The sequence below is a fragment of the Mesorhizobium sp. M1004 genome (assembly GCF_040318795.1).
Taxonomy (GTDB): Bacteria; Pseudomonadota; Alphaproteobacteria; order Rhizobiales; family Rhizobiaceae; genus Mesorhizobium.
Window position 1 is genome coordinate 137024 of sequence record NZ_JAMYNB010000011.1, and the last position, 26213, is coordinate 163236.

Here is a 26213-nt window from a genome sequence, read left to right on the forward strand (position 1 = left end):
ATCAGGCAAGCAGGAGCGCGGTCAAGGCATCATTATCGAGCATTGCTGCCAACTCGCGCTGGATCGTCAGTTGTGCCATCTTCGCCATGATGGAAGCCATCGGATCGACCTGTGGCGGCTGCTGGACTTGCATCTGCGCCATGAGCGCTTCGAGCATGGCCGGCGTCAGTTCGGGCAGGATTTCCTGTTCGGCCAGATCGATCTTTTTGGCGCGGATGTCGACGGGCTTGCCGTCTCGATCCAGATAGATCGTCGGCCTGCGCCTATAGTAGCCGCCGCCAGGTTGGTGCAAGATATCCGGGGGGATGCTCGCAACCTGGAAGGCGGTCGCCTGAAAGGCATTAGGTTGGAAGGCGGTCGCGAAAGCCATTCGAAAACCTCAGAACATTAAAAACATGCCAGATGTGTCGCCGGTCATGGGCGTGTACGTCACGACGATAATGCCCTGTGCACCAGCTCCGTTCGTCCCCAAAGTGGCACCATTGACACCAGCTCCGCCGCCGCCACCGCCATAAGAGCCTGCCGCGCCACCATTTCTGGGCGTGGTCCCGGTGATAGCGCCTCCACGGCCGCCACCGCCACCGCCACCGGGTCCGGCAGATGCTCCTCCTGGATTGGATGTCCACGTTGTGCCCGAACTGCCAGCGCCAGCGTCAACGGTCGTCGTGGCTGCCGCACCGCCTGATCCGCCACCCGGCGAGCCACCCGCCCCGCCTGCCGTTCCAGCGCCGCCAGATCCGGCATTTGGGCTTGTTGCCCCGGCCGCCGTGGGCCCTCCGGCGCCACCGCCGCCTGATCCGCCATTGGTAGAGCCAGATGTTACGGTGCCGGAGTCGCCGCCGGCGAATTTGGTTGTTCCTGTCGAGGTTGATGTTCGGCCACCTGAATTGGTGCCGCCGCCTTCAGCGCCAACTTGGCAGCTGCCAGCGGTGAACGCCGTACCATCCCACCACGTTGCGCCTGTAGTGTTAAATATACCTCCGGCGATGCCTACCTGGATTTGAACCGTGCTCGACGACGGCGTTAGGTTGCTTGACGACGCGTAGGCTCCACCGCCGCCGCCTTGAGAGGGCCGAATGCTCGCGACTCCGCCAGCACCAGGCCGGCCACCCGCAATGCATTCGACCATGTTGCTTGTCGTGTTGAAATCGATCGGCACAGCCCATGAGCCACCGCCTGTCGCAGTGATGAACACTACGGTGTCTACCATAGGATCGCCCTAAGTTTTCCGCCGTCTATGGCGGCGTTCAATACGCCGAGCGCGCGATCTGGATCTGGGACCCTCATGCCGCTGCCCGCATCTACGAAGATAGGATCATCGATGATGAGAAGCTGTTCGCCAGGTTCTACATGAGCTGGGAATGTTCCTTTCTCGCCGTGCACATAACGGACGACGAGAGGTTGACCGGCAATCATCTTGAAGATGATCCCGGCCCCCGTCATATATTGTTCACTTTGGAGACCAAATCCCACTTGCTGTCAGCGCTATTATAGATAAATCCGAGGTACATGGTTTTGCTGAGGACTGTGGTCGAAGGTAGCGTTACATCCGTGCCCGCGCGGTAGATCGCATCCCACGTAAGAGCCCGAGCTGTACCATTGTCCTTGATGCGGATCGTGAGACGTTGCCCGTCTGTTGGCGTGCCGGTTGGCGCAGCAAATGCGGCGGCGGCCGCTAAGGCAGTCACAGTGAACTGATCGTTGCTATCTCCGGCTGGCGTCGGAGTTGCCGAACTCGCCGTTGTGCCAATGCGAAGAGTGACGCGCTTGTTTGTCAGCGTGGCAGTCGCGGAATTCTTCGTCGCGTCAGACGTATTGTCAGCATTACCTAAGCCAACATCGCCCTTCGCGAGTGCCAGGTCGGTTTTTACTTGCGCTGGCGTCCGGTTCGTCCATGCCCCGGCTTTGCGCTGGATAATATCATCGTTGGATGGCGCAATCGCGGCGATTGCCGTCAGGTCGGGATCACAAGCTTGTACCGATACGCCGACCGCCGCTGCGATGCGCAGATCGGCCGTCGTCGAGAAATCCGAGATGGTCGCGGCAAGCTGCGTCCCGGTATGGTTGGCGCGCGCCAATAAGGTCGCATCCGAGCTATTCGCCGTCGCCCCCGTCGCAATGCCAGCCAGCTTCGTTCGTTCTGTGGCCAGAAACGCCTTGTTCGTGGTGCCATCCGTCAGAGTGTCGGCGCTCTGCGTGCCCGTATGATTGGCGCGCCCCAAAAGAAACGCATCGGTGGAATTGGCGGTGGCGCCCGTTGCTATCCCGGCGAGCTTGGTACGCTCGGTAGCCAGGAATGCCTTGTTGGTCGTGCCGTCGGTAAGCGTGTCAGCCGATTGGGTTCCGGTGTGGTTCGCTCGTGCAAGCAGGAAGGCGTCCGCGCTGTTTGCCGTGGCTCCGTCAGCGACGTTCAGCAGCGTGCGGGTCTGTGCTGGCGTCAATTCCTCGGTGATGCCCGGTCCTGCTGTCACGCGGCCAAGGATTGTCGATGTGGCCTGCGTCAGCGCGTGTTCATCGTTCCAGTTCGAGGGCTGGACAATGGTCGGATCGCCCGCGTCGGGGATTGCCGACGTGAATTTGTGCTTCAGCGAGAGCGTCATTGCATCGACACCGTTTCAACGCCGACAGGACGCCCCTGACCGTCCTTGACGATTTTCTTCGGTGCGGTGAGGGCTTGCGTGATCATCATCATAAAGTCGCCGAACTGCTGTCTTTGATCGATCATCGCCTTCATCACGGCCTCGCCGCCGATCGGATCGATTTGGATTGGCGGAGGAACGATGCCTTGTGCCGCCAGCACCTGGTTCTGCTCAGTCGCTGCTGCCATCTGCTTCGACCGAAGATCGAAAGCTTTTTCTTTCATGGTCATGTCGTGCTGTTCGCGGGCAAACTGCATCTCCTGGGCTGACGCCGCTTGCTTGGCCTGGAATTCAGCAGCTTTTGCCGCCGCGTCCGCCTCTCGCGTCTTCGCTTCCGCTTCAGCTTTTTGTTGTTCGGGGCTTGGCTGTGGAGCCGGAGGGTTTGCGGCCTTCGCCTTGGCATCGGTGATCATCTTTTCAAGCGTGTCCTCGACCGATTTGCCGAGGTTGAACAGACGGGAGTTGGCGGCGAAGATTTCCACCGCGACTTCCTTAGAAAGGTCGCCGGCCTGCACCAGCGGACCGACCGCAGCCCAGTAGGCGCCGGCCGCCTGAAGGAACTCCGCCGCTTCGGCTTTTTGCCGCGACAGATCGGCCTTCACCGTCGAATCGCTCTCGACATCGATCCGGTACATGCTCGAAAGCTTCTGACCCAAAAGCTGCTGCGTCGCCTGCATCTGGGCGAGCTTGGCCTTCCTTGCCTTCTCTGCCGCTTGGGCGGCTCCTACGGCCTGCTCGTACTGCTGCTGCATCTCGGGCGGCACTTGCGCACCCTGCGGCGGTGCCGGAGGTGGAGGGATGGGCGTCATATCCTGCTGGGTCGGGATAAGCTGGACACCCGTCATCTGCTGCAGGGTTTCATGCGAAAACTTGGCCGGGATGATTTCGGACATCATCACGAACAGGTCGCGGGCGCCGCGTTCCATCATGCGCTGCATCTTCTGGATGCGCAGCGAGCCCCATTGCGTCTTGATCTGCTGGGCGCCAAGCGTTTCGTTCGACTTCGACGCCCCGCGAACGATGTCGGAAATGCCGGTGACTTCGTAAATCGCTTGCTTGGTCTGCTCGCGCGCGCTGTACAGCTCGCGCAACACCAGGATGAACTTTTCCACCGGCCAGAACGCGACCGCTCCAGACAGCCCGCCATTGGCCGCCCAGATATCAGTGTTGCCGATCGGCACAAACTCGGCATCGTCGGCCGCCAGCATGTTGGCGATGTCGCCGGCATCTCCCGGATACCAGCCTTTGACCTTCATGTGGTTGGTGATGACGGCAATGCGCTTGGTCGTCAGGTCCAGTTCGTCGGCGAGCTTGCAATAGACCGAGAACGGGTTGACCGGCATCAGCCGGCCGGTGAGTTCAATCGGCTGGACCGGCGTTGCTGTGGGAAAGAAATTTGTCAGGCCCAGCGGGTCGTCGACCGTCTTCAGGATCACGCCGGCATCGTCGATGAAATAGACTTTCTTCGTCTTCTTGCACCAGACTTCCCAGCCAGTCAGATCGCTTTCGGATTCGCCGCGTTCCTTCTTTTCCTGATCGGTCGTCTGGATGCCGATCATCGCGGTATCGAAAGCGGCGTCCTCGTCTTCGCGCGACAGGCAGAAGCGGAACGACATCCATGGGCATTCGCTCCAGCGCTTCGCCGGTCCATGGCGGAAGTCGCGCCAGCTTACGGCCTCGAACTCGATGCGTTCATTGGCGAGGCGTTCATTGGTCTGGGCTCCGCCTTCCAATCCCTGTTGCGCCACCACAGGTTCGGCTCCCGACTGATCGGCCCCGTACCCAGAAACGTCAGCGATGTCGGATTGAGGCCTTACATCGCTTCCAGTCTCTCCGCTACCTTCTCGCGCCAGCTCATCTGTGGTGTCCTTTACGAAGTCGCTCTTGAACCGAAGCCTGACCACGCCACGGCCGGCCAGAAATCCATCCTGCGCCTGCCCTTCCAACTCGACCTGAAGCTTGCTGTCGTCGACTTGCACCTTGATGGATCGTTCGATGATCTCGCCGACATCCTTGGCTGCGGGATCTTCATCGGCGAACCGGCGTCGGATATCAGGCGCAGGCGGGCTGTTGATCACCGCCGGAACGATGGTCTCGACGTTGGCAAACAGGATGTTGAAATCGTAGGTATTGCCCAGCGCGGTCGCCGAATTGCTGTCTCGGCTCGACGTCTCGCCTGTGTAGGCCTTCACCGCCTTTTCGGCGTCGTCCATCCAATGTTTTTCGAGCTTGGTCGCCGCATCGATACGAGCAAGCCATTTGGCGCCCTCGTCGCGAAGGCCCTTGCCCTTTTTCTGATCGCCGGGTGTCCGATTGTCCGCCTTTGCCATGGACGCATGATGGCCGGCCCGGGAGCGAAAACGTTAGCCGCTTGAAAAGTCCTCTACGCGCCCGATCCGTAGGTGGCTGCCCGCCCACTTAAGGACGCCCGAGCCTTAATTGAATGCTATTAGACGACTTCGATAGCCACGACAGCCTTATTAGCCAAATCTGCGTTCAACTTTTGATTCGGGGGTGCAGGTACCCCTACAATCTGCGCCTTTGACGGAATCGTCGGGTGCGACGCTTCATGCAGTACTCGGATCGGTGCCTTGTTAGCTATCCCCTGAGCCCTGATCAGCGAGGCCTCCATTCTCACCATCGCGTCCCCCTTCTTCGGCGCGAAAGGAAGGGCAGCCGTGCATCCGGCCATCTGCTGAGCAGCCGTTCCGCCAAAAAACTCATAATAGAATGCCGACAGATATTTTTCTGGGAGAGTTTTAGGCGCAATTGGTGGCCGCAGTATAAATAGATCAGGGTGAACTCCTACGACCGCGCCTGATGCATCGCGGATTGCGAGACGTTTCTTGCAGTGCCGGACAACATGGTGGCCGTCAGGGACATTTACTAACTTCATTTATTCGCCCAGGAATGCGTTCGATTGCCGAGCAAAATGCGTCAAGGTGAATTCGCCTAGGGAAATCTGAATTGCACCCTCCATGTCTGCCCTTTTTGTCCATCTTACGACTTCATCAAAGTTGGCAGTCATCGTTTGTTGCTCTCGCACCCAGGCAACAAGGATGCGTCCGCCATCGTCCACTCCTAGTGACGTCCAAGTTGTATCTCCGGTAAAGATAATCCACTTAAGGAAACGCTTGTAGGACTCAATATCAGGGAGATAGTCCCCCTCATCCCATGTCTCGACATCAAGAATATAATCGAGCTCTGCAAAGATTCTATTGCGAGCGGCAATCGATAGATGCATCGCAACTTTTGAGGTTTCCACTTTGAGCGCTATCAAAGTGTCAAATATTTTCTCTGCGTGATTTGCAGAAGCAGGAATATTTGCCGTAAAGCGGTCTGGTTCATCCGACAAAGCCTCTCGTCTTCTCGGCGAGCTGGCGAATGGCCACGCGTCATTTTCTAAAGAATTGGACTTCCGACCGAACTTAACAGAAAGAGTTCCGGGGTCAGAGAAATTTTGTACCATAGCATTCATGATATAAGATCCCTCACCCGATCAGTGATAGAAGCTTCAAAAAAATTGTTCTTTGCCTTCCTCAACTCGTCTACTTTTGCCCACATTTCGTCCTGTCTCATCGGCAATTTTTCAATTGTCCGGACATCAATGTCGACCAGAAATGACTGATGGTCAATGAGAGGGCTGGCGTCGGATGCACATGTAACCTTTGCGGCTAGCCCTGTTTCGCTCTCAACAACGTCAGCGGTGACGGAGAAACCGGAGCAGCTTTTGAACAGTCCTTTCGGTGATTGAACGCCGAAGCGAAAAAAACTGTCGATGTCTTGGCCAAGGATGACTGAGTCCGGAATGTCGACGCGATTAATGAACCTGGTCGACGCAGCAGCTACGGGAAGGCGGCCGAATAGCTTCATAAAAACTTCGTAACTGTCGATCAGCCTCGCCTTCAAGGCCTCCCAGCCCTCGTATGGCGCTAGTCTTGCGGTCGAAAATCCCTTAGTCTGGATCAAAAGGACGTCGACACTATCTGTCGAGTTCATATTGAACCCGGTGATGGTCGAATTCACCGCGGCGGTCTTGCCTCCTTCGAAAAGCACCTCGAATTCCATTCGGTCCTTCACGACGGGGTAGGTCTTTTTCATCCTGTCGCGAAATTTCTCTGCCTGCCTAATTGGCAATGGGGTCTCTAGCCTCAGCTCTATGACCGCCTCGACTATCGGTGCGCGACGATAAGTAGGCATCAGATCAGCCGTCCCCTTCGGCGAGTGACTCTCTCGCCTGCGGTGAGTAACAGCACATGGGCTCGATGGCCGCAAGAGCGCCTATGTCACTCGTCCGCGCATCAGGTCGCCTCGTACGATACGAGAACTCAATCACGGGCTTGCAGCTTCCTTACCAGAAATTCGAATAGGATATCCGAAATCCACATAGCGCTGACTCCAATGAGGAAAGCCGCCGCCAGCGTGGTGGTATCGTCAGCCGGATCAGGTATCGGCAGGCCCGTCGCCTTGAAATAGGTCACCACAGGCAGCGTCAGATACGCCGCGGCGAGCGCGCCACAGATCGGCGAGGCTACCATCTCGCGGACCTTGTAGCGATGCCGCGACAGGGCTCTGAGAACGCCGCCCGCCAGGCCAGCGGCAACCACTGGCCCTTTGATACCGAGCAGATCGAAGAGTTCGTGCATCACGGCTTCCACCCGCAAAGACGCTCGCCCTTGAGATTGTAGGCTAGCAGCGCCCGCGCTTCGGCATCAGAAAGCGCATCGACCGTTTTGGCGGATGGCCGCAACGGGCTCGACACAACGCAAAAGCTGCCCTTCGCAGTGGTGCAGCCGGTAAACGCGATAAGCAGAGCAAGCATCAGCCCCTTGACCATTTCTTGAGCCTTTCCTTCGCTAGGCCGCCAGGTAGCGCACCGACATCGTTCTCCACCTGATCAGCAACGGACTTGGCCTTGGCCTCTTCGGCTGCCTGTTTGTTGCGTTCTGCCTTGGCGCCTGCCAGTCGTTGATGAAAGCCCCAGCCCAGTAGAGCAACCAGCCCGGCGCCGGTCGCCAAGGCGTAAGGCGCGAAGTGTTCAAGGAAGGCGGTGAGCAGGACGGTCATTTGTGCAGCCTTGTGGTCGCGCGGATGCGGCCCCAGATCATGCCGGCGCTCGCAGCAAATCCGACCAGCGAGGCGCCCAACTCGTGGATGTTGCCGGTGAAATCACCAGTCGAGAAATCGATGTTGATTCCAGCGAGCCCCGCCGAGTTGAGCAGCGAGAAAACGCCTGCCCAGACTGCAATGGACTGCCACCAGGGCTTTACCTTTTCCACGGTCACTTCCTTTTGAAAATTGCGCGCAGGATCGCAAACAGGGCTGCCCAGAACGGATTGCGCTCGACATACGCCGGGGCAGCAGGCGGCACAGGGGCGGCAGGAGGCGCTACGGGCGGCTGCGGAGCCGGGATGGGCTTCGCGAGTGCTGGCGAGGCTGCTGGCTGTATCGTCATCGACAGGGACGCCCTACGCACGCTTTCGACGCGAGAGGCCCAGCCCTTGCCGAAGGTCGGCCATGTCGGAAGCCGCTTCAGGAAGTCAAGCCGATCGTCGCAAAGCGCATCGATGATAGCGCCGGATGGCACCTTGCCCAGCGCTGCGATGGTCGCTGGGCCTATGCGCCCGTCCCGCGCCACGCCGGCCTCGCCCTGAAGGTACTTGGCAGCTCGGCTTGGGCCTGAGTTGACCGCGAAGTCAAAGGTGGCATAATCGACGCCATCGGGTAGTTCGGCGCCAGCGACCGCATCCCAATAAAAGCGGCGATAAACAGTGGCGATCTGCGCGTCGGTGATATGGCGCAGATCGTCCTTCGTCGCATCCGCCTTCACGTAGCGGCGGAAATTGGCCAGCGTCACGCCCTTCATGGTTGCGCCGCCGGGATCGGCCGGATTGTCGCTCCACCCGCCTTCGGACTTGAGGACGAGCGCAAGCGAGCGCGCGAAGTTGCGGTCCATTGGTGGACTCCAAGGCGATTTCCTTGGTTGCGCACTCTGATTGCATGCCCGCGAAAGTATTAGCCGCTTGCCGTTGGCCGGGCGGCTGGTGTTCATGCCGCCTTTAGGAGAGCAGCTCACCCTCGAGGATTCGGGCATACAGATCGAGGTAGCCCTTCGCCGTCTTAGCTATGGGAAACCTGTCTGAGACCGAATCCCGGCACCGCTTTGCCGACATGCCGCCGATATCGTTTAGGCCTGCCTCGAATTCCTCGTCTGTGTCGAAAAACCGCCCGGTATCGGCATCCACTGTTTCCGGCAGCGCGCCGCGCCTTGTGGTTAGCACTGGTGTCCCGCATAGCATGGCCTCGACAGGCGCCATGCCGAACGGCTCATCCCAGGCGATCGGGTTGAGGAAAGCCTTTGCCTCGCCCAGCAGGCGAAGTTTTTCGTCTCCGTCGACGGTTCCGGCAAAGTTGAACCGGCTTGAGAGACTTTTGAAAAAAAGGCCTCTCGTTCGAGTTCGGCCGAGCAACTTCCAGCGGGCGCCGCCCGCAACATCGAGGTCAAATTGGAATTTCTTCGCAAGATCCACGGCGCGGTCAAGACCCTTTCCAGCCCTGGCTATGCCGCCTAGAAACAACAGCCTGTCAGTCTTCTTGTCTGCAAGCCGGTAATTGTCGACCGGAAAGCCGTTATAGACGAATGCTCCCCGGTTATGGTTCCGCGCATGGCTGGCGCTGACGAAGCTCCAGTTTAGCCCTTCTCTTGGCGTGTTGAGCACATAGCCGTGCAACGTGTACAGTGCCCGGTGGTTGGTCTCAGCATCGTACCAGCCGTTAAAATGTACGAGATCGGTATCCGCTGGGATTGCGGCCACGCTCGCGGCGGCAGACGTGGCCTGCCGTACGTCACAAAGGGGATGGGATGAGCCGGGACCAGCAACTATTGTGACGCGATGCCCTAAAGCTACTAGCGTAGTCGCCAGCCAGTCGACTTGACGTTGCGTACCGCCATAGCCTTGGCAGGGAATCCTGCCTTGCACAACAAATGTTACCCTCATGAAGCGACTTGTAGACGATCAGACAATTCTTGCAAGATGCTTAGGCCCAGGCTCTGAAAACAAGCCTCCAACTCGTATTCGTTATATCGTTAAGGCCTGTCCCGCCCTTATTAAGAATTTTCAGTGAGCTAGAATTAGCCCCGATCCGAATATTCAGATTGGTGACGTCTGGAACCATGCTAATTGCCTGTACGTTGGCGTCGGTAGTGTTTAGTGCAGGGTTGATCGCAACTTCGTCGGCAATCGAATATCCCAGATTCGCGGTAGTACACTGCAAGACAGCGATATACAGCTTTGGCTGAACGCCCAAGCCATGCGCTAGTGTCAGAGTACCGCCGGCCGTGATCGTCTGCTGAGCACTTTCGTACGACTTGGTGAAAGGGATGCTCACCCAAGAGGGTGCGGTTGCGCCGGCATTCATGACGAGTGCTTGACCGGCCGTTCCCTTCGGAAGCCTGGTGTAGACTTTCGCGCCTGAGAGATAGAGCAGATCGCCGGCTGCCGTAGACGCGGGCAACGGTACGAAAATCTGCTGGGCCGCCCCGTCGCCGATCACCAGCACGTTGTCGTCGGTATCCCACTGGATATCGCCTTCTGCAGTCGGCGCGGGGGCTGCGCTCTGCTTCAGCGTCAATGTGGGGGTAACGATAGTCGTCGATGCTGGGATGGCAACAGGTGCGCCGTTGGCGCGCTGGTAGTCTGTGCATATCCAGTTGCCCGAACCCTTCGAACGCATCGTTGCAACGTCGCCGGCCGCCGTGGTGATGTTAGCGCCGCCTGGCAGGATAAGGCTTGTCGCATTATGGGTGAACGTCAGCACGCCGCCGAACACTAGAACGCGCTCCGCTCCGGCCGCGACCGTTCCAAGCGCGGTAATCGTCACCGTTCCAGTGATGTTGACGATCGATCCGGTGGCGTTTGCAAGATTGACCGTAGCGGCCGAGGCAAGGTCAGACCCGTACAGGTTGAAATTGTCGTTGCCGCCTACTGATGTCGCAGACCCCGAGCCGCCCGCCGAAACTGGCCTGGCTGCATTGGCATCAGCCACCAGATCGGCCACCAGGGCGTTATACGGCGCGCTTTGAACAGTCGTGTTCGGCGTGGCCGTAGTGCCCGGAGGCGCCGAATATACTCCGCCAGCACGAGGCATAAGCGCTCCAATCGGTTGACTGGAGGCAATTTGCCGAGGCGAGGACGAAAACATTAGCCGCTTGCATTTGGAAGTGGCGCACCTACAAGTGATTGACTTGGAGCATGGGGCCAAGTGTTGGTCCCGCTAAATAATAACGGCATCGGAGGATATATGGACCTTACTCAGGCTCAACGCGTGATCATCTACAATCAGCTAGAGATCCTTAAGACCGTCGATCCTGCTCGCGCTGCTGAATACGAAGAGCAGCAGGAAATTGTCAGTTACGGCTATGAACTATTTTATGACCAGCTGAATCCGATGATCAGCGAAGGGCACGTCGATCGAGAGACTTGCGATGAAGTGCTTGAGATCCTCAATCTGTTTAGACTGCTTGAGTATTCGAAGAAAGACTTGTCATACGTCCCAAAAAGCCTGGGGGCCCAATTCGAAGGCTTCGATGCAAATGAGCCGGATGGTTACTATAGCTTCGCCAAATTTGTGAGACGCAAGCAAGGAAAATTCACCGAGCTTTCTGAGTGGCCGGACAACTCGCACAGCTCTTCATCGCTTTTGCACTACCGACGGATGCTTCAAACATGGCGCGCCCTGGGCAAGCCGACGAAATTGACACCGGAGCAAATCGAAAAGATTGCGGATGGCTCGTAGGGTTAACCCCGAGCCCTGCGGCGCCTTACCATCGCGTCGACCGCTTCTTTGACCGTCTGGCTGCTCCGCACAGATCCGTCAGGCATGGCGGTGTAGGTGTCCTTGTCCTGCGGCTTCGGTTTGACCGTGGCAACGATTTCCTCGCGCCACGACAGCCCGAGATATCGGAACGCTGACGCGTAATGCTCGCCCCAGTTCTTGACCGGCGTGTTGATGAACACCTTTTTGTCCTCGTCATATTCTCGCCGGAAAGCCTTCAGGCCCTCGATGCCATCCGCGACCCGTTCATTGGTCGCGAAGCGCGCCACCTTGATCGTCTGAAGGCCCGCGTTGACACCATCGGCAAAGCTGGCCAAGCCGACCATCTTCGGCTTGCGACCGTGTTCCCGTAGCGTCTGGAGCCGCGTCCGCGACGTTCCCCACTGCGGATGCATGATGTCGTGCGGCACATAGTCGTTGCCGTGATAGCCCTTCTCGTCCAGCCATCTGCACCAGTCGGCGATGTCCTCGCTTTCCGGGACGTAGAAATCAACGATGTACGGAACGCCGTTGATGACCTGAAAACACCAGATCGGGTTGTTGGCCGCCTTGCCCAGATCCCACGCGGTATGCACCGGATAGGCCGGATCAACCTTGACCATGCCTCCTATGCGGCCCTCGCGCTCGGCTCTCGCGATTTCCGAGCCCCAATAAGAGCCGATCAGCGCGCCCGCGAATGAGCAGTAATATTCCTGGTCAATGAGCAGGTCGGCCGTCTCTTTGCCAAAAAGGCCGGTGTAGACGGTGCGCTGTTCCTCGATTGTCAGCTCGTCGATCGCTCCGGTGACGCTCGCCGGCAACACCTCGCTGAACCAGCCGCGGGGATTCGTCTGCGGATGGAAGACGTTGCCCTTCACCGCGTCTAGCATGCCCTTGGCGTGGTTGTTGCCGCGCGGCGTGGTGATGAACGAAGCCCAGCCGCCGTTCTCTGCCAGGATCGGCGACAGGTAGGCCCAGGCTGCAGGGTTGGCCAGAGCCCATTCCGAAAACGTGATGCCGACCGGCGGCGAGCCGACCAAGCTATTGAAGTTGTCTGAGCCCACGACCTGGAACGTCGATCCGACCTTGAAGCGGATGAACATTTCATTGTCGTTCATGTTCTCGATAAGGGGCTCTGGGAAGGCCTCGAACAGCCGCCGCTTGCTGGTGTGCGGGTTGACAGCGTTCCATATCGCCTTGCGCGCCTGTGCGGCCTCTGGGAGCATGTGCCAATACGTTCCCGGCCGCTCATGCGCCGAGACAGCATGCATGTTCAGATTGATCTCGTCTTTGCCGGCGCGGCGGTGCCAGACCAGCAACTGGCGCTTGCACCCCTGCTCCCATGTGTTCCAGGCCTTCCGCTGATACCAGCGCGGGCGCCAGCCGGCGTTAGGAAGCTGTATCGTCGGCATTGGCTTCGGACAGTTTCAGCACCTGGACGACAAGCGGGCCGCCCTCACCGTTTGTGAGTGCTACCTTGTCGCCATATTTCTTCGGCCTCATGCGAGCTGCAATCCATTTGCGGGTGTCGATCCTCAGTCGTGCGCGCTGGATATTCTCGCTGTTCAACGCTTCCGATGTCGAACCATCACCGTTGACCTTGGTCATGTAGTCGTTGCGGCTGTCGTCCGCGATGTCGGGCATCTCATCAACGTGGGTGTCGGCCTGGAGTTCGCGCGCGCGTGTGTACTGGTCGAAGAACTCCGCGCGCTCAGGCTTGAGCAGCCAATTGAACACTGTCGTTCGGTCGGGCATGTCCTCCGCTTCGCAGATCGATCGCAGGCTTTTCCCGTCCGCGAGCTTTTCGCAGATCGTGTCCGCTATCTCCTGGGTGAACATGCTTGGCCTAGCCATTGGTGGCTTCCTTCTCCCGCCGTTCGCAGGCGTCACGCGTGTCGAACTTGCCGCCGTACCAACGGCCATCCTGGAGGACATTCCGCCCCGCCTCGTCGGCTATGAACCAGAGCGGCCAATCGTCTGTCTTTTCTGATGCCGATCGGGCGGAGAGTCTTGGACGTTCATCCATTCGCCGCTTCCTTCAGCCTGATCTGCACCAGGCGCACGTTGATGCCGAGGCGCTTGGCGATTTCTCGTGCCGACATGCCCAGCGCGCTCATCTCGCGTATCGATTTCCGTCTCTGCAAAGCCTGCAACCTGCCGCGATGCTTGAAAGCTCGATTGGCGCGGACATCGCCCTGTTGCCGTGCCCTCGCGACGTACTGGACGACTGTCGTCACCGAAATGTCCAGACACCCGGCAATCGTCTCGTAGGTCGCCATCTCCTGGTACAGATCGAGCGCCCTGTTGCGCTGGCGCTTCACGTTCTCGTCGACCCTTCCGCCCTTCTTGTTGAAGCTTGAGTAGGAATGGAATGGTCGGGATGGACGATGTTCAGACCGATGATGCAGCTTCAATTCACGCCCTCGCCGAATAGTCGAGCTGCTGGCGGATCAGATCGAGCGGCGTCACTTCCATAGAGACAGCCTCTTCGCGCCCCTGCCCGGCCAGCTCGTCGGCCCGCTCGTTGCCCACCGCGCCGTCATGGCCCTTTACCCACTTGACCTTGACGAACTGCAGGTCATCCCGCGCCTTGTCGACTGCCTGCCACAGCGCGAGATTGGCGATTGTCTGGTTTTTCTCGCTGGCGTTTTCGCCCTTTCGCTTCCAGCCCTTCGCCTTCCAGCCCGGAACCCACTCGTTCAGGCCTTTGACGGCATATTGGCTATCGCAATAGATCATCACAGGTTCGGCCGGCGCCGACGCAGCAACCCAAGCCAGAGCCATTAGTAGGCCTGTCAGCTCCATCGTGTTGTTTGTGGCAGTGGCCATGCCGCCGAAGCTGGCATCAATCTCAACGCCTTCCCGATAGACCGCAAAGCCCCACCCGCCGACCCCGGGATTCGGTTCGCAGCACCCGTCACAGTAGATCACCAGCGAATCCGCTGGCATCTCGTGCGTCTGTCCATGTGCCGGCTTGGCTTTGCCCTTTTTCTTCGGCACGAACGGTTGACCGCGTGTAGGCACCGGCCGAGGCGTTTCCGCGCCAGCGCAGATAATATCCTGCAGCCGCTTGAGCAGCGGGAAATGAGAGGCCGAGCGGTCAGCCGGAAACTTCAGGCGCTGGTCGCTCTGTTTCTGGACAAAGAAGGCGGCCTGGCGCTCGCTGACTATCGACTTCGTGTCGACCCCTTGAGCGACGAGCCACTTGCGCAGCGGTTCGAGCCCCGCCGGCCATTGGTAAGCGGTCATTCGTTCCTACCTCCATTAAGGTTGCTCATGCCGCGTCACCATCCTGTTGAACTGCCGTGGCGCGCAACGCGTCGAACACCACCACGGCGAACATTTCGATTTGATCCTTGATGACGGCTTGGTCGTGCAGGCCACAGTTTTGCATCTGCCCGATTTGCCGGTTGACTGTCGTGCGCCAGAATCGATCGGCGGCGGCGCCGTGGCGCTTGTGCAGAATGTCGATTGTTTCCCGCACCAGCCGCGCATTGCGATGCAGCGGAAAGGGAACGAGCGATGCCATTTTGTCTTGGTTCTGTTCCATCTAACTCGCAACTCCCATCTGGCAGAGTACTTCTTCAACGTCGCACTGTTCGGCGTCGACGTTGGCGCTTGCGGCGCCGATTCTGCTTTGGAGGAAAGGAAGGGACATTGACGGATGCGCCACGATGACCAAAGCCGCGCCAAGACCGACCGATGAGACAAGTGTGTCGCCTTTGGTAGAAATACCTAATAGCGACGGAGCTGTCTCACGTTGACGGCGATACCATTGAGCCCGAGAAATATTTTCGGCATCCCACGGGCGAGCTTTTGACAGAGAATTTGCGGCGAGCCAGCTTTCGCGCGGCTGAACGCCCCTCGCCCGGCGCTTCGCCGACTGCCGGACCCGATCATTGGAGCGCTTGACGCTTTTGGCGATGCCCTTGCGGGTCTTAATCGGAATATCGTGGGCGCCGATGGTCCGAAGTTCGAGCGCCGAGCGTTCCCACATCGAAATCAGCAGGTGGCGCGCCACATCGTCGGCCTTCATGTCGTACTTCCGACCGACGAGCATATTCAAAATCGGCCGGAGGATCGTACCCGCCCGCTGCAACGCCCACGGCGCCCAGCGGCTACACCAGCCCGCAAGCACCGGATCGAGATCGAGCCCGTTGCGGTGGCAATGCGCGTTGAGCCCATAGGCGGCGGCTTGGATGAAGATGTCGGCATCGTCTGTTTCGGGCAGGACGACCCCGAACCGGCTGGTGATGACCCGTTCGATTTCTCGGACGCGAAGGCTGGTCACTTGGAAAGGCGCGACGATGCGCGGCTTTTCAGCCAGGACGCACCGCCCCACTTTCTTCTTGCCTGTCCGGTTGGCGCTGTGACGCGCCTTGGCAGCGGCGGCGATTTGCATCTAGTGCGCCCTCGCCAGGACGAGACGGCTTTCGCGCATCGCTTGAACCGCCTGCAGAGCAGACAGGCCGAACTTGTCTTGGAGTTGCGGCACAATCGCCTTGATGCGATCTACCGACCCGGTTGCCAGCCAATTGGCGGCGAGGTCGACCGAGCTTTCGGACTTGCCGGCGGCGCCGCTCATGCAGCCACCGCCGTATCTTCAAGGATGATGCAAGGCGTTTCGATTCTGAATCTGCCATGGACACCTGCGAATTCGCCGCCGTGGGCTTCTCGCTGCATGGAAATGATGAAGCCTTCGCGGCGCAGGAGGTAAACCGCGTGAGAGACTCGAATTCCTGCTGGCAGCTCGATTGTGGTGACGCCGCGCGGGCCGGCTTTGATCAGTTCCAGCATCATCCAGGCCGCGCGCCCTTCGAGCTGCACCGTCCGGCCGTCCGGCTCTACCTTGACCTTGACGCTGATTTTCTTGTTCGCCGTTGCAGAATGTGAATTAACGCGCCCTGCGGCGCCTGCTAAGTCATGCATCGTCTGGTTCCTTTTTCAGATCCCTGGGGAGGGGTTGCGAAAGATAGAGGCAGATTGGCATGAGCGGTTTGCAGACCGCTCATGCTTCCCCCGCCGAGGGCGGCTCAGGGTTTCCCTTAGGAAGCCCGCCGAGCCAAGCATCAGCATCAACTTTTCGGATCAGGGTCTTTCGGCCGGCCTTGCGATATTCCAGCCGACCGGCCTTCATTTCGTCATAGGCCAGATTGCGCCGGATGCCGTAAGCATCGCAGAACGATGAGACCGTGTAAGCCACTGGATTTGAACTCAACTTCAGGTTCCTTTCGTTGCTGGACGTACTCAACAAATGACTGGAAACACTAGCATTTTTGCAGAGTCCGGTCGAACACTAGATGTAGTGTTAACAGCGTTTTTGTTCCCTTTTGGTTCTGGCCTACAGGTACGGCAAAGCGCCGTCGCTAAAGACCTAATTTTTTGCCTCCTCCAGGCTATATGCACGGGATTGGGGGGCTCTACGCCCCTCCTTTGATCGAATATCGCGGCCGGCACAAACAGCCGCGATCGGTCCTCAACAGTAAACCCTCGACTCCAGCAATATCGGCTTCTGCGATTCGCGCGTCAAGACTCGAGCCACTCTGGGAAACAACTATTCGCTGTTTCCCCCAACAAGCCGAAGGTTGCGTTCTTTGCCTCTTGACGCAGGCGAATCGAGATAGTTGGACCACGCCGCCATCAACTTGCGTCTCTTCTCCAAAGCATCAGACCGGCGATAAGCATTCTCGACCGCGTCACCTACCTTGTGGGCAAGAGCTGCTTCCGCGACTTCGCGCGGGAAGCTAGTGTTGTCGCCGGCCCAATCCCTGAAGGCCGACCGGAAGCCATGCGGCGTGAACTGCCCGACTTCCATGCGGCGCATCTGCATTGCCATTGCCATCACCGATAGCGGGCCAAGAACGCCCCGCCGGTCCTCGCCCGGGAAAACATGGCCGTCATCGGACAAGCGAACATCATAGAGCGGGCGCAGGATAGCCAGGGCGGCGTCGGTCAGAGGAACGCGATGGACCTTCCGGGCCTTCATCCGCGCCGCCGGCACAGTCCACACCTTTTCCGCCAGATCCAACTCGGGCCAGGTCGCGCCGAGAACTTCGCCCGAGCGCGCCGCTGTCAGGATGAGGAAGTCTAGCGCCTTCGCAGACAGGGCTTCAGATGCCCGCAGGCGCTTCGCGAACGCCGGCACGTCGCCATAGGCCATCGCGCTGTGATGCCCGCGTAAGAGCTTCTGTCCCTTCGCCAGCAGGTGTTGAAGATGGCCGCGCCACAAGGCAGGGTTTTCGCCCGATCGATGACCCGAGGCCTTGGCGAAGTCCAGCACCCGTTCAATCCGGCCACGCAGTCTTTGCGCCGTTTCCGGTTTCTTTTGCCAGACGGGTTTCAGGATTTCGAGAACATCGGCGGTGGTTACCTTGTCGACCGGCTTTTTCAGGATCGGCTTGCAGTAGGCTTCGCCTAGGGTCATTTCCCATTGCGCCTTGTGCTTGGGATTCGACCAGCTCTTGCCGACTTCGGCAATGAAGTCTGCAGCGCATTCGGCAAAGGTTGGCACTTCGGCCTTGGCTTCCGGGTCGATTGGTTCGAGGCCGCGGCGCAGACGGTCGCGACAGTCGGTCGCCGCGATCCGCGCATCCTTCAAGGAAACGGAGGGATAGGAGCCGAGCCCGGCTTCCTTCCATGCGCGGTCGGCGCCAGAGCCCTTGAAGTGAATGAAGGCCCAGGACTTGGTCCCCTCTTTCTTGACGCGCAAGTAGAGCCCGCCCCCGTCGCTATACCGACCAGCCTTCAGGTCTTTCTTTCGGATGGTCGTTTCGGCGAGCAGATTGAGCGAGCGAACCATTCCCAGCAACTCCGTGCCTAACTTCGATGTGCGATGTTAGCGGATTGCACCGGATAGCAGCAAACGAAGAATGCCGAAAAGCCAAGGGAATCAACGCATATTTCGTACCCCGGCAAACGCCAGCGGACGGGGGTTTAGAAGACACTCCCTCCGCCAGATATTTGGCTACCGTGCTGAATTGCCTCTGTATTTTCAAAGAGGGCCAAATCTTTCCTAAGTTATTCCTAACTTCCTAAAACGAAGAAGCCTGCCACCGCGAGGCAGCGGGCCAGCGTGGGCGCAAACGTTGCGCCAGCCTAAGGATCAACGTTCGTCCTGGCTATAGAGCCGTTTGGTCGCGCGGTCGCTTTCCATGCGTTCTGCAGGACCACGGTGGCGTCGGGTCATAAGAACGTATGCAATCAGTAGGGCCAGCAACAGTGGCCCACCAGCAACGACGATCAACCACATGACACTTTCAAACATGAAACATCTCCTTCACGTCACAACCGTCAAGGAGAAGAACCGTTCCGTTCAAAGTTACAGCAACACCAGCACCTCCTGCGACTGAGGGCCGTTTTCCCATGTGACCGTTTCGGAAATCCGGGCTCCGCTGCAACAAAAGGCTGCGGCTGCACGTTGCGGTTGATCATTCAACCAGGAGCAAAGCAAATGGCCGACGACAAAACGAAGACGGACTTCCGCGATCGGGACCGCGTCTCTGCCGATGAGGATTATGAAGTCGAGTATTTCGCCACCAAGGCCGGCATCACCCCGCAGCAGGTCAAGGAATTGATCGCGAAGCACGGCAACCGACGCGAGACGCTGGAGCGGGAAGCGAAGGCTCTGGGGAGCGGTAGGTAGGCCGGCATGCCAGAGTACCAGGTGGAAGAGTGGCATGGAGAGGAGTGTGTCTCAACTCAGGCCACAAGCGCCGATGATCCGTTATCTGCGGTAGAGAAGGTCACGGGCCAAAGGGTGTCGCCTAGAGCGCTTCAGGAGCATTGGTTTCGTGTGGTCGATGAAGATGCGCGAAGCACGCATGAATTCAGCCTTGAGGACGGCGGCCCGGCTGGAGATTTCGCAAAATAGCCATGACCAGAATCTCGGACCTGCATTGGGACCAACGCTGCAGATAGGCGAGAAAGGTGCAGCCGCCGGGCGGACCCGACGGCTTATCGTCGATTGGATCGCTGCCGCCGCATGGGGCCTTAAGGCGCGGCCGGCGCCAGCTTGGCGGCTACTTGGTCGATCTTGTCGGCAAGTACGCTATTGGCCCAATCTGTCACCTCAGGGTCAACGGGCTTGTTGGCCATTTGGGCAAGGGCTGCATCGATCGATGGGACGTTGGCAGCGGCAGCTGTGGCGGCGGTCTGAGCAGCGGCCGCATCCTGGGTGGCGTCATCGAGCGCTGCCTGTGCTGCATCGAGGTCGGCCTGCGTCGGGACATCTTCGGGCAGGGTATTCGGGTCAGCCGCTTTCGCATTCAGCGCGTCGAGCGCCGCTTTGGCGTCCGTAACCGCCTGATTAGCGGCATCGAGCGCCGATTGAGCGTTCTTGGCTATTGCCGACTGTGTCACAAAAGCCTGCACGCCAGCGAAGTTCTTGCTCTTGGAGTGCATAAAGGCGTTGGCGTTGCGCTGCAGCGAGTTCAACCGGCCGAGCTTGGCATGGATATTCTTTTCCTTGGACACAGAAGGGGTAGCGGCCTTGGCGACCTGGCTCTTAGGGGCCTGGCCCTTGGCGGATGCCGACTTGCCGACCGAACCGCCGCCTCCGCCATTGCCGCCAGCATTACCGTTTCCTCCGCTATTGCCATTGCCATTGCCGTTACCATTGCCATGGCCGTTACCATGGCCGTTGCCACCAGCAGCAGCCAGGGCCGGCGACACCAGAAGCGAGAACACCGCAAATGCAGCAAAAAGGGTCTTTCGGGATGTCATAACTACCTCCGAGATTGCCACCGCCACGAACCGCTATAGCGGGCAACATGAGGAATCGCTAACACAAAGGGTAAACTTAGATATAGATGTGCTTTCATTGCGAGAACGAAGCGGCCGGCCGGCGAAACGCCAACCAGCATAACTCTTTGAAATTGCTGAAGTAGATCACCCTCCTTGGAACCGGCCGGCCTTCCGAACTCAAAGGTCCTAGACCGCTCAGACCAAGGTCTTAAGCCGTGGTTTCGGCCGCGACTCAGAAGTCGTGACGGCGCGGCGACCTTCGGTAGTCGGCACCTATCGGCCTGAGGCCGAGCTCGACATCGATCCGCTGCAGTGTTCCCAAACACCGCCTAAGTGGTTGTATTCCCTGTCTTTTGATATAAGCGCTAGTCTGAGGTAAAATTTCGACCGGCATCTGGCGGGCTTACGTTATGCAGCATCGAACGTTCTTTGGCGGCAAGGTCACCGAGATCCCCACTTCGTTACATAGCGATCCCAGGGGAATGCTGACCGCTATCGAGTTCAGCGGTTACAATTTCCAAGCCGTGCGGGCGTTCGTCGTCACCGCGCCGCGCGGCACGTCGCGGGGGGGACATGCACACGGCTCGGGCCGGCAATTGATGATGCAGCTGTCGGGCGAGATCGGCATCGAATTTCGCTACCAGGAACGGATCGAACGGCTGACGCTCACCGCATCGAACCGCGCGGTGCTGGTCGACGCCCCGGTTTGGGCGCTGCAGACCTATAAAGGCGAGAACCCGTCTTTGCTGGTTTTCTGCGATACCGAATACGACCCTAAAGACTACGTCTCGTATCCCTGATGACAATCGTCAGGAAAGGAGAGGCCGCGATGCGCGCCAGGACATGACAGCGCCTCGCGGTAGAATGGCTATTCTCGGCGCCGGCATCATGGGCGCCAGCCTCGCTCTCATGATGGCCCGCAGAGGCTACGCGGTGTCCCTCTTCGACAAGGAGAGCGAGCCGATGGCCTGCGCCAGCCGTTGGAACGAGGGCAAGATTCATCTCGGCTATCTCTACGGGAACGATCCCTCGCTGCTGACCGCCCGGCATCTGCTTTCGGGAGGACTGTGTTTCGGCAGGCTTGTTTCCGAGCTGATCGGAAGCAATCTGGAAGCGCACACGACCTTTTCGGAAGACCTTTATCTGGTCCATCGCAACTCGGTCGTCGCTGTCGAGGCGCTGGGGGCGATCTTTGAACGTGTAGATGTATTGGTGCGCAGCCACGCTGACGCCACCAGCTACCTTGCCGACGTATCGGCGGCGCGATCGAATCGGCTTTCCAAAACTGAATTGGCCGATGTCACCAACTCGGACCAGATCGTCGGGGGCTTCCAGGTGCCGGAGCGATCCGTCAACACGCGATGGGTTGCCGACCGGCTTTGCGCGGCGCTTCGGGGTGAACCCAATATCAGCTTGCGGATGGCGGCCAAAGTCCTGTCGGCACAGCCGGTGGACGGAATTGACAGGAAATGGCGCGTGGCGGTCGCAAGCGAAAAAAGTGAGGCGTTCGACATCGTCGTCAATTGCCTTTGGGAGGGGCGGCTGGCTGTCGACCGCACGGCCGGCATCGAGCCGGTTCCCGGATGGTCGCACCGCTACAGGCTTTGCCTGTTCGGCCGCACCAGCCAGCCTGTCGATGTGCCGTGCGCGGTCGTCGCCCTTGGCCCGTTCGGCGACATAAAAAACTATGACGGGCGCAACTTCTATCTCTCCTGGTACCCGAGCGGGTTGCTTGCGGAGAGTGGCGAATTGTCGATCGAAACGCCGCAAGCGCTCGATGCCGACGCACGACAGCGGTTCATCGGCAACGTTCGCGCCACGCTCGCCCGGTTGTTGCCCAGTGTTTCCAGCATGTTCGACGATGCCGAGGAGCTTGAGGTACGCGGCGGCTTCGTGTTTGCGCAAGGGCGTGGTTCGCTCAGCGACCCGAAAGCCACGATCCATCGCCGCGACCAATTCGGGGTCAACCGCCTGGGCAACTACATCTCGGTCGACACAGGTAAATATTCGACGGCGCCGTGGCTTGCCGACAGGCTGGCGCGGCAAATCTGCGGGATCGAGTGAATGGGTGAGACAGAACAGGGCGGCGCGAAGCAGGTAGCGCAGAAACAAGTCCAGCTTCGATCCGGCTGGCGGCCGAAGGTCACGGCGCTGGTGCCGTGCTACAATTCGGCGGCATTCATTTCGCGTACGCTGGACAGCCTCGCCGCGCAGACCTGGGACAATGTCGAGATCCTGGTCGGCGAGGACAATTCGACCGACGCGACATTCGAGATCGTTTCAGCCTTCGCCAGCGGCCGCGACGATGTCCGTATCCTGCGCCGGGACAAAAACCTGGGATGGCTGAAGAACTCCAACGATCTGATGGCCAATGCCAGCGGCGAATTGATGTTCTTTGCCTTCCATGACGACGTCATCGATCCAACCTATATCGAGGCGCTGGTGCGGGCGCTCGATGCCAATCCCGAGGCCGTACTGTCGTTCAGCGACGTCGAAGTGATCGAAGTCAGCGGCGAAAGTGCCACGTGGAAGTTCGACCTGCTGGAGGGCTTGCAGGACGGTTTTGCGCGTGGCCGGGCGATGGCGCGCCAGCCGCATGGATGGTGGGTTCCCAATCGTGGGATATTCAGGGCCTGGGCGTTCCACCGTAGCGGCGGGATCAAGCCCAACAGCCAAGGCGAATTCAGCGCCGACTGGACCTGGCTTCTGCATCTGTCGCTGCTCGGCGGCTTTGTCCGCGTGCCGCAAGTGCTCTGCCACAAATACTACCGGGCGGGCAGCATCAGCCGGCGCTGGGACCGCAACAGCACCCAACGAAGGGCCTTGCGGGCGGCGGGGATAAGGGAGCTCTGGCACAGCGAGGCCGGCCTTGCACAAAGAGCCTTCCTCGCTGTCTATATCGCCTTGCGGCCGTGGCGGTGGGTGCCGCGATCGCGAGAAGCGGAAAGACGGCGAAACAGGCTATCGGTGCATGGCAGCCCGGACAAATAAGAATGGCGCCGGCGACGTGTCAAAGCGGCTGCGTCAAAACCCCCTGCCCGGCCAACGGCGATTCCGGGCACATCCGGCTGCCCCAAAATGGCACTCCGGTTGATTTTTCACGCGAGATATGGTCGTTCTCCCGCCCATGAAAAAACTATTCCTTGCGGCGCTGGCTTCGGTGACGCTGGCCTGGCCCGCCCACGCGATGGACGCCGCCCTGCGCGCCGGCCTGCTGAAACTCGACCCGGAGACCCGGCTGGAGCAGAGATGCGACGCCGAAGTGCTCGACCGCATCAGCCATGACGACCACAAGTACAAGGCAGACCGCGTCGTCGCCTACGCCTTCGCGACGCCGGAAATGAAAGCCGATGCCATCCGCAGCCCGGGCGCTGCCTTCCGCAGCAAGGGGCAGTGGTACCGGCTGAAGTTCAAATGCGAGACGGCGCCGGACCATATGGAGGTCCTGCAGTTCCGTTACCGCATTGGCGACGAGATTCCGGAAGCCGACTGGGCGAAGTACAATCTCTACGACTGAATTCTCTGCGACCAGAATTCTCTCTGGCAGAACGACCTTCCCTATTCCCGTGCTTTCAGCGTCGGCCGTTAGAGCGGTTCAGCTTTTTATGGAGCAGCCGACCCACTCTAACTCTTTGTTTTTGCATAATTCCGGACGGAAAACCGCTACGCACTTTTCCTGGAATTGCGCCGGCAGTCTCTTGACGCGCGGGAACCATACACGTTAGGGCGTCGGCATATCCGACGACGAACACGCCGATACAGCAAGGGGCTCCGGTCGATGGACATTTTCAGCGCTGCAAGCATGACGGCCCTCCTCCAGGTCATCGCTATCGATCTGGTGCTTGCCGGCGACAATGCCATCGTCATCGGCCTTGCCGCCGCCGGCCTGCCGGTCGAGCAGCGCAAGAAAGCCATCCTGATCGGCGTGTTGGCGGCGACTGTGCTGCGCATCCTGTTTGCCGCCGTCACCGTCAAGCTTCTTGCCATTGTCGGCCTGCTGCTGGCCGGCGGCATCCTTTTGTTGTGGGTGTGCTGGAAGATGTGGCGCGAGCTGCGGACGTCGCATGCCGACGAGTTCGAGGCGACCGAGGCGCTCTCCGATTCCGACCTCAACAGCGACAGAACGGTGGGTGGCAAGGCGCCGCGCAAGACGCTCGGCCAGGCGGCCCTGCAGATCGTCGTCGCCGATGTTTCGATGTCGCTGGACAATGTGCTGGCGGTCGCCGGTGCGGCGCGCGATCATTTTCCCGTGCTTGTCATAGGCCTGGTGCTGTCGATTGCCTTGATGGGCTTGGCCGCGAGCTTCATTGCCAAGCTGCTGCATCGCCACCGCTGGATCGCCTATGTCGGCTTGCTGATCATTCTCTACGTCGCGATCGATATGGTCTATCGCGGCGTTGTCGAGGTCTGGCCGCATGTCAGTCCTGTGGTGAGCTGACGCTGCCGGTCCCACAGCTTCTGTAGCAGCATGGGTATCTGCCGGAGGCAGTGGTCGCGTTCGCCGCAGCCGCTGCCCATACCAATGCCGCAATAAGTGTGGTACTGGCCGCCGATCCCGAAAAACCCCGGATGTTTTCTCATGTCTGCGCCTCGCGTCAGTTTCGTCAGCCTTGGATGCCCGAAGGCGCTTGTGGATTCCGAGCGCATCATCACGCGCCTGCGCGCCGAAGGCTATGAGATCGCACGCAAGCATGACGGCGCCGACCTTGTCGTCGTCAACACCTGCGGCTTTCTCGACTCAGCCCGCGACGAATCGCTCAACGCCATTGGTTCGGCGCTTTCGGAAAACGGCCGGGTGATCGTCACCGGCTGCCTCGGCGCCGAGCCGGACGTCATCCGAGAGAAGCACCCCAACGTCCTCGCCATCACCGGCCCGCAGGCCTATGAGAGCGTGATGGCCGCGGTGCATGAGGCGGCGCCGCCCAGCCACGATCCCTATATCGACCTTCTGCCGCCGCAAGGCGTCAAGCTGACGCCGCGCCACTACGCCTATCTCAAGATTTCCGAAGGCTGCAACAACCGCTGCACCTTCTGCATCATTCCCGCACTGCGCGGCGACCTCGTCTCGCGCCCGGCGGCCGATGTGCTGCGCGAGGCCGAGAAGCTGGCCAAGGCCGGGGTCAAGGAATTGCTGGTCATCTCGCAGGACACCAGCGCCTACGGCATCGACATCAAGTACCAGACGTCGATGTTCGGCGACCGCGAAGTGCGGGCGAAATTCCTCGACCTGTCGGAGGAGCTGGGCAAGCTCGGCATCTGGGTACGCATGCACTATGTCTACCCCTACCCGCATGTCGCCGATGTCATCCCGCTGATGGCGGATGGAAAAATCCTTCCCTATCTGGACATCCCCTTCCAGCACGCCTCGCCGCAGGTGCTGAAGAACATGCGCCGTCCAGCCCATGGCGAAAAGACGCTGGAGCGCATTCGCGGCTGGCGCGAGGTGTGCCCGGATCTGGCGATACGCTCGACATTCATCGTCGGTTTCCCCGGCGAGACCGACGAGGATTTCGAGATGCTGCTCGACTGGCTGGACGAGGCCAGGATCGATCGCGCCGGCTGCTTTAAATACGAGCCGGTCCGCGGCGCCCGCTCCAACGATCTCGGCCTCGAACAGGTGCCGCAGGAGATCAAGGAAGCGCGCTGGCATCGCTTCATGCAGCGCCAGCAGAAGATCTCGGCGACGCAGCTGGCCAAGAAGGTCGGCAAGCGCCTGCCGGTGCTGATCGACGAGGCGCATGGCACGTCTGCCAAGGGCCGGACAAAATACGACGCGCCCGAGATCGACGGTTCGGTGCATATCCAGTCGCGCCGGCCGCTGCGCCAAGGCGACATCGTCACGGTCAAGATCGACCGCGCCGACGCCTACGACCTTTACGGCTCGGCGGTTTAGAAAATTACCAAAAAGGGCGCCTCCCGGCGCCCTCGGATTTTTGGCACAGCCCTCGGCGCGGTTTCGCAGTCGAAGCGTGCAGCCCGCGAAGTGAAAAAGGGCGCCGGGCGGCGCCCCTTCTCTTT

The 26213-nt window shown here is 59.6% G+C and carries 36 protein-coding genes; 9 read left to right on the forward strand and 27 right to left on the reverse strand.

From position 1 onward, the window contains the following. Position 1: 1 nt before the first annotated feature. The 4 genes from NKH54_RS22795 to NKH54_RS22810 all read right to left on the reverse strand — a co-directional run bounded on the left by NKH54_RS22795 (position 2) and on the right by NKH54_RS22810 (position 3895). Complete coding sequence (locus NKH54_RS22795; RefSeq protein ID WP_353028946.1) at positions 2–370, reverse strand: hypothetical protein; 369 nt, start codon at positions 368–370, stop codon at positions 2–4. Positions 371–1203: 833 nt separating this feature from the next. Continuing rightward, positions 1204–1443 (reverse strand): hypothetical protein, encoded by a 240-nt coding sequence (locus NKH54_RS22800; RefSeq protein ID WP_353028947.1) that lies wholly within the window; start codon positions 1441–1443, stop codon positions 1204–1206. Continuing rightward, the gene (locus NKH54_RS22805; protein ID WP_353028948.1) at positions 1440–2600 is read right to left on the reverse strand and encodes a hypothetical protein; all 1161 of its coding nucleotides are present in this window, start codon (positions 2598–2600) and stop codon (positions 1440–1442) included. The genes NKH54_RS22800 and NKH54_RS22805 overlap by 4 nt, the downstream gene beginning before the upstream one ends. Then, positions 2597–3895 (reverse strand): hypothetical protein, encoded by a 1299-nt coding sequence (locus NKH54_RS22810; protein WP_353028949.1) that lies wholly within the window; start codon positions 3893–3895, stop codon positions 2597–2599. The genes NKH54_RS22805 and NKH54_RS22810 overlap by 4 nt, the downstream gene beginning before the upstream one ends. Here NKH54_RS22810 and NKH54_RS22815 point away from each other — a divergent pair, their 5' ends adjacent. Then, complete coding sequence (locus tag NKH54_RS22815) at positions 3896–5014, forward strand: hypothetical protein (protein WP_353028950.1); 1119 nt, start codon at positions 3896–3898, stop codon at positions 5012–5014. Between the two features lie 74 nt (positions 5015–5088). Here NKH54_RS22815 and NKH54_RS22820 read toward each other — a convergent pair whose 3' ends face one another. The 10 genes from NKH54_RS22820 to NKH54_RS22865 all read right to left on the reverse strand — a co-directional run bounded on the left by NKH54_RS22820 (position 5089) and on the right by NKH54_RS22865 (position 10697). After that, positions 5089–5535, reverse strand: a complete 447-nt coding sequence (locus NKH54_RS22820; protein ID WP_353028951.1) for a hypothetical protein — start codon at positions 5533–5535, stop codon at positions 5089–5091. After that, a complete protein-coding gene (locus NKH54_RS22825) occupies positions 5536–6117 on the reverse strand; it encodes a hypothetical protein (protein WP_353028952.1) in 582 nt (193 codons plus the stop codon). Beyond that, positions 6114–6839 carry a TIGR04255 family protein gene (locus NKH54_RS22830; RefSeq protein WP_353028953.1) on the reverse strand — a complete coding sequence of 242 codons (726 nt, stop codon included), beginning with the start codon at positions 6837–6839 and terminating at the stop codon, positions 6114–6116. Before NKH54_RS22830 ends, NKH54_RS22825 begins: the two co-directional genes overlap by 4 nt. Before the next feature lie 128 nt (positions 6840–6967). Then, a complete protein-coding gene (locus NKH54_RS22835) occupies positions 6968–7285 on the reverse strand; it encodes a hypothetical protein (protein ID WP_353028954.1) in 318 nt (105 codons plus the stop codon). Continuing rightward, on the reverse strand, positions 7285–7476 hold the full coding sequence (locus NKH54_RS22840) for a hypothetical protein (RefSeq protein WP_353028955.1): 192 nt from the start codon (positions 7474–7476) through the stop codon (positions 7285–7287). Before NKH54_RS22840 ends, NKH54_RS22835 begins: the two co-directional genes overlap by 1 nt. After that, on the reverse strand, positions 7461–7706 hold the full coding sequence (locus NKH54_RS22845; protein WP_353028956.1) for an ABC transporter permease: 246 nt from the start codon (positions 7704–7706) through the stop codon (positions 7461–7463). Before NKH54_RS22845 ends, NKH54_RS22840 begins: the two co-directional genes overlap by 16 nt. Continuing rightward, entirely contained in the window at positions 7703–7918 is a 216-nt protein-coding gene (locus NKH54_RS22850; RefSeq protein WP_352841267.1) for a hypothetical protein, read from the reverse strand. The genes NKH54_RS22845 and NKH54_RS22850 overlap by 4 nt, the downstream gene beginning before the upstream one ends. Positions 7919–7920: 2 nt before the next feature. Beyond that, entirely contained in the window at positions 7921–8691 is a 771-nt protein-coding gene (locus NKH54_RS22855) for a glycoside hydrolase family 108 protein (protein WP_353028957.1), read from the reverse strand. 7 nt (positions 8692–8698) lie between these two features. Beyond that, positions 8699–9454 carry a glycosyltransferase gene (locus NKH54_RS22860; RefSeq protein ID WP_353028958.1) on the reverse strand — a complete coding sequence of 252 codons (756 nt, stop codon included), beginning with the start codon at positions 9452–9454 and terminating at the stop codon, positions 8699–8701. Positions 9455–9677: 223 nt separating this feature from the next. Continuing rightward, positions 9678–10697 carry a hypothetical protein gene (locus NKH54_RS22865; protein WP_353028959.1) on the reverse strand — a complete coding sequence of 340 codons (1020 nt, stop codon included), beginning with the start codon at positions 10695–10697 and terminating at the stop codon, positions 9678–9680. Positions 10698–10940: 243 nt separating this feature from the next. On the opposite strand from NKH54_RS22865, the gene NKH54_RS22870 reads away from it, so the two are divergent. Continuing rightward, positions 10941–11435 (forward strand): YfbU family protein, encoded by a 495-nt coding sequence (locus tag NKH54_RS22870; protein ID WP_353028960.1) that lies wholly within the window; start codon positions 10941–10943, stop codon positions 11433–11435. Between the two features lie 2 nt (positions 11436–11437). On the opposite strand, the gene NKH54_RS22875 is transcribed toward NKH54_RS22870, so the two are convergent. The 12 genes from NKH54_RS22875 to NKH54_RS22930 form a co-directional block, all read right to left on the reverse strand. Beyond that, positions 11438–12865 carry a hypothetical protein gene (locus NKH54_RS22875; RefSeq protein WP_353028961.1) on the reverse strand — a complete coding sequence of 476 codons (1428 nt, stop codon included), beginning with the start codon at positions 12863–12865 and terminating at the stop codon, positions 11438–11440. Beyond that, positions 12843–13307 carry a terminase small subunit-like protein gene (locus NKH54_RS22880; RefSeq protein WP_352841257.1) on the reverse strand — a complete coding sequence of 155 codons (465 nt, stop codon included), beginning with the start codon at positions 13305–13307 and terminating at the stop codon, positions 12843–12845. Before NKH54_RS22880 ends, NKH54_RS22875 begins: the two co-directional genes overlap by 23 nt. Further along, the gene (locus NKH54_RS22885) at positions 13300–13479 is read right to left on the reverse strand and encodes a hypothetical protein (RefSeq protein ID WP_353028962.1); all 180 of its coding nucleotides are present in this window, start codon (positions 13477–13479) and stop codon (positions 13300–13302) included. The genes NKH54_RS22880 and NKH54_RS22885 overlap by 8 nt, the downstream gene beginning before the upstream one ends. After that, the gene (locus NKH54_RS22890) at positions 13472–13774 is read right to left on the reverse strand and encodes a hypothetical protein (RefSeq protein ID WP_353028963.1); all 303 of its coding nucleotides are present in this window, start codon (positions 13772–13774) and stop codon (positions 13472–13474) included. The genes NKH54_RS22885 and NKH54_RS22890 overlap by 8 nt, the downstream gene beginning before the upstream one ends. Positions 13775–13868: 94 nt before the next feature. Next, on the reverse strand, positions 13869–14702 hold the full coding sequence (locus NKH54_RS22895) for a ribonuclease H family protein (protein WP_353028964.1): 834 nt from the start codon (positions 14700–14702) through the stop codon (positions 13869–13871). A 25-nt stretch (positions 14703–14727) separates the two neighbouring features. Continuing rightward, positions 14728–15003, reverse strand: a complete 276-nt coding sequence (locus NKH54_RS22900) for a DUF6074 family protein (RefSeq protein ID WP_353028965.1) — start codon at positions 15001–15003, stop codon at positions 14728–14730. After that, complete coding sequence (locus NKH54_RS22905) at positions 15004–15855, reverse strand: hypothetical protein (protein WP_353028966.1); 852 nt, start codon at positions 15853–15855, stop codon at positions 15004–15006. Next, positions 15856–16038: a hypothetical protein gene (locus tag NKH54_RS22910; protein ID WP_353028967.1), complete on the reverse strand. Its 183-nt coding sequence runs from the start codon at positions 16036–16038 to the stop codon at positions 15856–15858. Next, the gene (locus tag NKH54_RS22915) at positions 16035–16382 is read right to left on the reverse strand and encodes a winged helix domain-containing protein (RefSeq protein WP_352504331.1); all 348 of its coding nucleotides are present in this window, start codon (positions 16380–16382) and stop codon (positions 16035–16037) included. Before NKH54_RS22915 ends, NKH54_RS22910 begins: the two co-directional genes overlap by 4 nt. Positions 16383–16461: 79 nt before the next feature. Beyond that, positions 16462–16671: a helix-turn-helix domain-containing protein gene (locus tag NKH54_RS22920; RefSeq protein WP_353028968.1), complete on the reverse strand. Its 210-nt coding sequence runs from the start codon at positions 16669–16671 to the stop codon at positions 16462–16464. Positions 16672–17007: 336 nt separating this feature from the next. Then, entirely contained in the window at positions 17008–18252 is a 1245-nt protein-coding gene (locus NKH54_RS22925) for a tyrosine-type recombinase/integrase (protein WP_353028969.1), read from the reverse strand. A 303-nt stretch (positions 18253–18555) separates the two neighbouring features. Continuing rightward, the gene (locus NKH54_RS22930; protein ID WP_352654748.1) at positions 18556–18717 is read right to left on the reverse strand and encodes a hypothetical protein; all 162 of its coding nucleotides are present in this window, start codon (positions 18715–18717) and stop codon (positions 18556–18558) included. Positions 18718–18903: 186 nt separating this feature from the next. On the opposite strand from NKH54_RS22930, the gene NKH54_RS22935 reads away from it, so the two are divergent. After that, the gene (locus tag NKH54_RS22935) at positions 18904–19095 is read left to right on the forward strand and encodes a DUF3606 domain-containing protein (RefSeq protein WP_023668952.1); all 192 of its coding nucleotides are present in this window, start codon (positions 18904–18906) and stop codon (positions 19093–19095) included. Positions 19096–19442: 347 nt separating this feature from the next. Here NKH54_RS22935 and NKH54_RS22940 read toward each other — a convergent pair whose 3' ends face one another. Further along, positions 19443–20174 carry a hypothetical protein gene (locus tag NKH54_RS22940; RefSeq protein ID WP_353028970.1) on the reverse strand — a complete coding sequence of 244 codons (732 nt, stop codon included), beginning with the start codon at positions 20172–20174 and terminating at the stop codon, positions 19443–19445. A gap of 431 nt (positions 20175–20605) precedes the next feature. On the opposite strand from NKH54_RS22940, the gene NKH54_RS22945 reads away from it, so the two are divergent. The 6 genes from NKH54_RS22945 to rimO all read left to right on the forward strand — a co-directional run bounded on the left by NKH54_RS22945 (position 20606) and on the right by rimO (position 26088). Beyond that, the gene (locus NKH54_RS22945) at positions 20606–20995 is read left to right on the forward strand and encodes a sugar 3,4-ketoisomerase (RefSeq protein ID WP_023730596.1); all 390 of its coding nucleotides are present in this window, start codon (positions 20606–20608) and stop codon (positions 20993–20995) included. A gap of 64 nt (positions 20996–21059) precedes the next feature. Next, entirely contained in the window at positions 21060–22259 is a 1200-nt protein-coding gene (locus tag NKH54_RS22950; RefSeq protein ID WP_353028971.1) for an FAD-dependent oxidoreductase, read from the forward strand. After that, positions 22260–23186: a glycosyltransferase family 2 protein gene (locus tag NKH54_RS22955; protein WP_353028972.1), complete on the forward strand. Its 927-nt coding sequence runs from the start codon at positions 22260–22262 to the stop codon at positions 23184–23186. 118 nt (positions 23187–23304) lie between these two features. Further along, positions 23305–23712, forward strand: a complete 408-nt coding sequence (locus tag NKH54_RS22960; protein WP_032889884.1) for a DUF930 domain-containing protein — start codon at positions 23305–23307, stop codon at positions 23710–23712. Positions 23713–23973: 261 nt separating this feature from the next. Next, a complete protein-coding gene (locus tag NKH54_RS22965) occupies positions 23974–24633 on the forward strand; it encodes a TerC family protein (RefSeq protein ID WP_023668959.1) in 660 nt (219 codons plus the stop codon). Positions 24634–24774: 141 nt separating this feature from the next. Further along, a complete protein-coding gene (gene rimO / locus NKH54_RS22970; protein WP_023691314.1) occupies positions 24775–26088 on the forward strand; it encodes a 30S ribosomal protein S12 methylthiotransferase RimO in 1314 nt (437 codons plus the stop codon). Positions 26089–26213 lie beyond the last annotated feature (125 nt).

Coding starts and splice junctions, on each gene's coding strand:
- NKH54_RS22795 (WP_353028946.1), bottom strand. CDS start 370: ATGGCTTTCGCGACCGCCTTCCAACCTAATGCCTTTCAGGCGACCGCC.
- NKH54_RS22800 (WP_353028947.1), bottom strand. CDS start 1,443: ATGACGGGGGCCGGGATCATCTTCAAGATGATTGCCGGTCAACCTCTC.
- NKH54_RS22805 (WP_353028948.1), bottom strand. CDS start 2,600: ATGACGCTCTCGCTGAAGCACAAATTCACGTCGGCAATCCCCGACGCG.
- NKH54_RS22810 (WP_353028949.1), bottom strand. CDS start 3,895: ATGAAGGTCAAAGGCTGGTATCCGGGAGATGCCGGCGACATCGCCAAC.
- NKH54_RS22820 (WP_353028951.1), bottom strand. CDS start 5,535: ATGAAGTTAGTAAATGTCCCTGACGGCCACCATGTTGTCCGGCACTGC.
- NKH54_RS22825 (WP_353028952.1), bottom strand. CDS start 6,117: ATGAATGCTATGGTACAAAATTTCTCTGACCCCGGAACTCTTTCTGTT.
- NKH54_RS22830 (WP_353028953.1), bottom strand. CDS start 6,839: ATGCCTACTTATCGTCGCGCACCGATAGTCGAGGCGGTCATAGAGCTG.
- NKH54_RS22835 (WP_353028954.1), bottom strand. CDS start 7,285: ATGCACGAACTCTTCGATCTGCTCGGTATCAAAGGGCCAGTGGTTGCC.
- NKH54_RS22840 (WP_353028955.1), bottom strand. CDS start 7,476: ATGGTCAAGGGGCTGATGCTTGCTCTGCTTATCGCGTTTACCGGCTGC.
- NKH54_RS22845 (WP_353028956.1), bottom strand. CDS start 7,706: ATGACCGTCCTGCTCACCGCCTTCCTTGAACACTTCGCGCCTTACGCC.
- NKH54_RS22855 (WP_353028957.1), bottom strand. CDS start 8,691: ATGAACACCAGCCGCCCGGCCAACGGCAAGCGGCTAATACTTTCGCGG.
- NKH54_RS22870 (WP_353028960.1), top strand. CDS start 10,941: ATGGACCTTACTCAGGCTCAACGCGTGATCATCTACAATCAGCTAGAG.
- NKH54_RS22875 (WP_353028961.1), bottom strand. CDS start 12,865: ATGCCGACGATACAGCTTCCTAACGCCGGCTGGCGCCCGCGCTGGTAT.
- NKH54_RS22880 (WP_352841257.1), bottom strand. CDS start 13,307: ATGGCTAGGCCAAGCATGTTCACCCAGGAGATAGCGGACACGATCTGC.
- NKH54_RS22885 (WP_353028962.1), bottom strand. CDS start 13,479: ATGGATGAACGTCCAAGACTCTCCGCCCGATCGGCATCAGAAAAGACA.
- NKH54_RS22895 (WP_353028964.1), bottom strand. CDS start 14,702: ATGACCGCTTACCAATGGCCGGCGGGGCTCGAACCGCTGCGCAAGTGG.
- NKH54_RS22900 (WP_353028965.1), bottom strand. CDS start 15,003: ATGGAACAGAACCAAGACAAAATGGCATCGCTCGTTCCCTTTCCGCTG.
- NKH54_RS22905 (WP_353028966.1), bottom strand. CDS start 15,855: ATGCAAATCGCCGCCGCTGCCAAGGCGCGTCACAGCGCCAACCGGACA.
- NKH54_RS22910 (WP_353028967.1), bottom strand. CDS start 16,038: ATGAGCGGCGCCGCCGGCAAGTCCGAAAGCTCGGTCGACCTCGCCGCC.
- NKH54_RS22915 (WP_352504331.1), bottom strand. CDS start 16,382: ATGCATGACTTAGCAGGCGCCGCAGGGCGCGTTAATTCACATTCTGCA.
- NKH54_RS22925 (WP_353028969.1), bottom strand. CDS start 18,252: ATGGTTCGCTCGCTCAATCTGCTCGCCGAAACGACCATCCGAAAGAAA.
- NKH54_RS22930 (WP_352654748.1), bottom strand. CDS start 18,717: ATGTTTGAAAGTGTCATGTGGTTGATCGTCGTTGCTGGTGGGCCACTG.
- NKH54_RS22935 (WP_023668952.1), top strand. CDS start 18,904: ATGGCCGACGACAAAACGAAGACGGACTTCCGCGATCGGGACCGCGTC.
- NKH54_RS22940 (WP_353028970.1), bottom strand. CDS start 20,174: ATGACATCCCGAAAGACCCTTTTTGCTGCATTTGCGGTGTTCTCGCTT.
- NKH54_RS22945 (WP_023730596.1), top strand. CDS start 20,606: ATGCAGCATCGAACGTTCTTTGGCGGCAAGGTCACCGAGATCCCCACT.
- NKH54_RS22950 (WP_353028971.1), top strand. CDS start 21,060: ATGGCTATTCTCGGCGCCGGCATCATGGGCGCCAGCCTCGCTCTCATG.
- NKH54_RS22955 (WP_353028972.1), top strand. CDS start 22,260: ATGGGTGAGACAGAACAGGGCGGCGCGAAGCAGGTAGCGCAGAAACAA.
- NKH54_RS22960 (WP_032889884.1), top strand. CDS start 23,305: ATGGTCGTTCTCCCGCCCATGAAAAAACTATTCCTTGCGGCGCTGGCT.
- NKH54_RS22965 (WP_023668959.1), top strand. CDS start 23,974: ATGGACATTTTCAGCGCTGCAAGCATGACGGCCCTCCTCCAGGTCATC.
- rimO (WP_023691314.1), top strand. CDS start 24,775: ATGTCTGCGCCTCGCGTCAGTTTCGTCAGCCTTGGATGCCCGAAGGCG.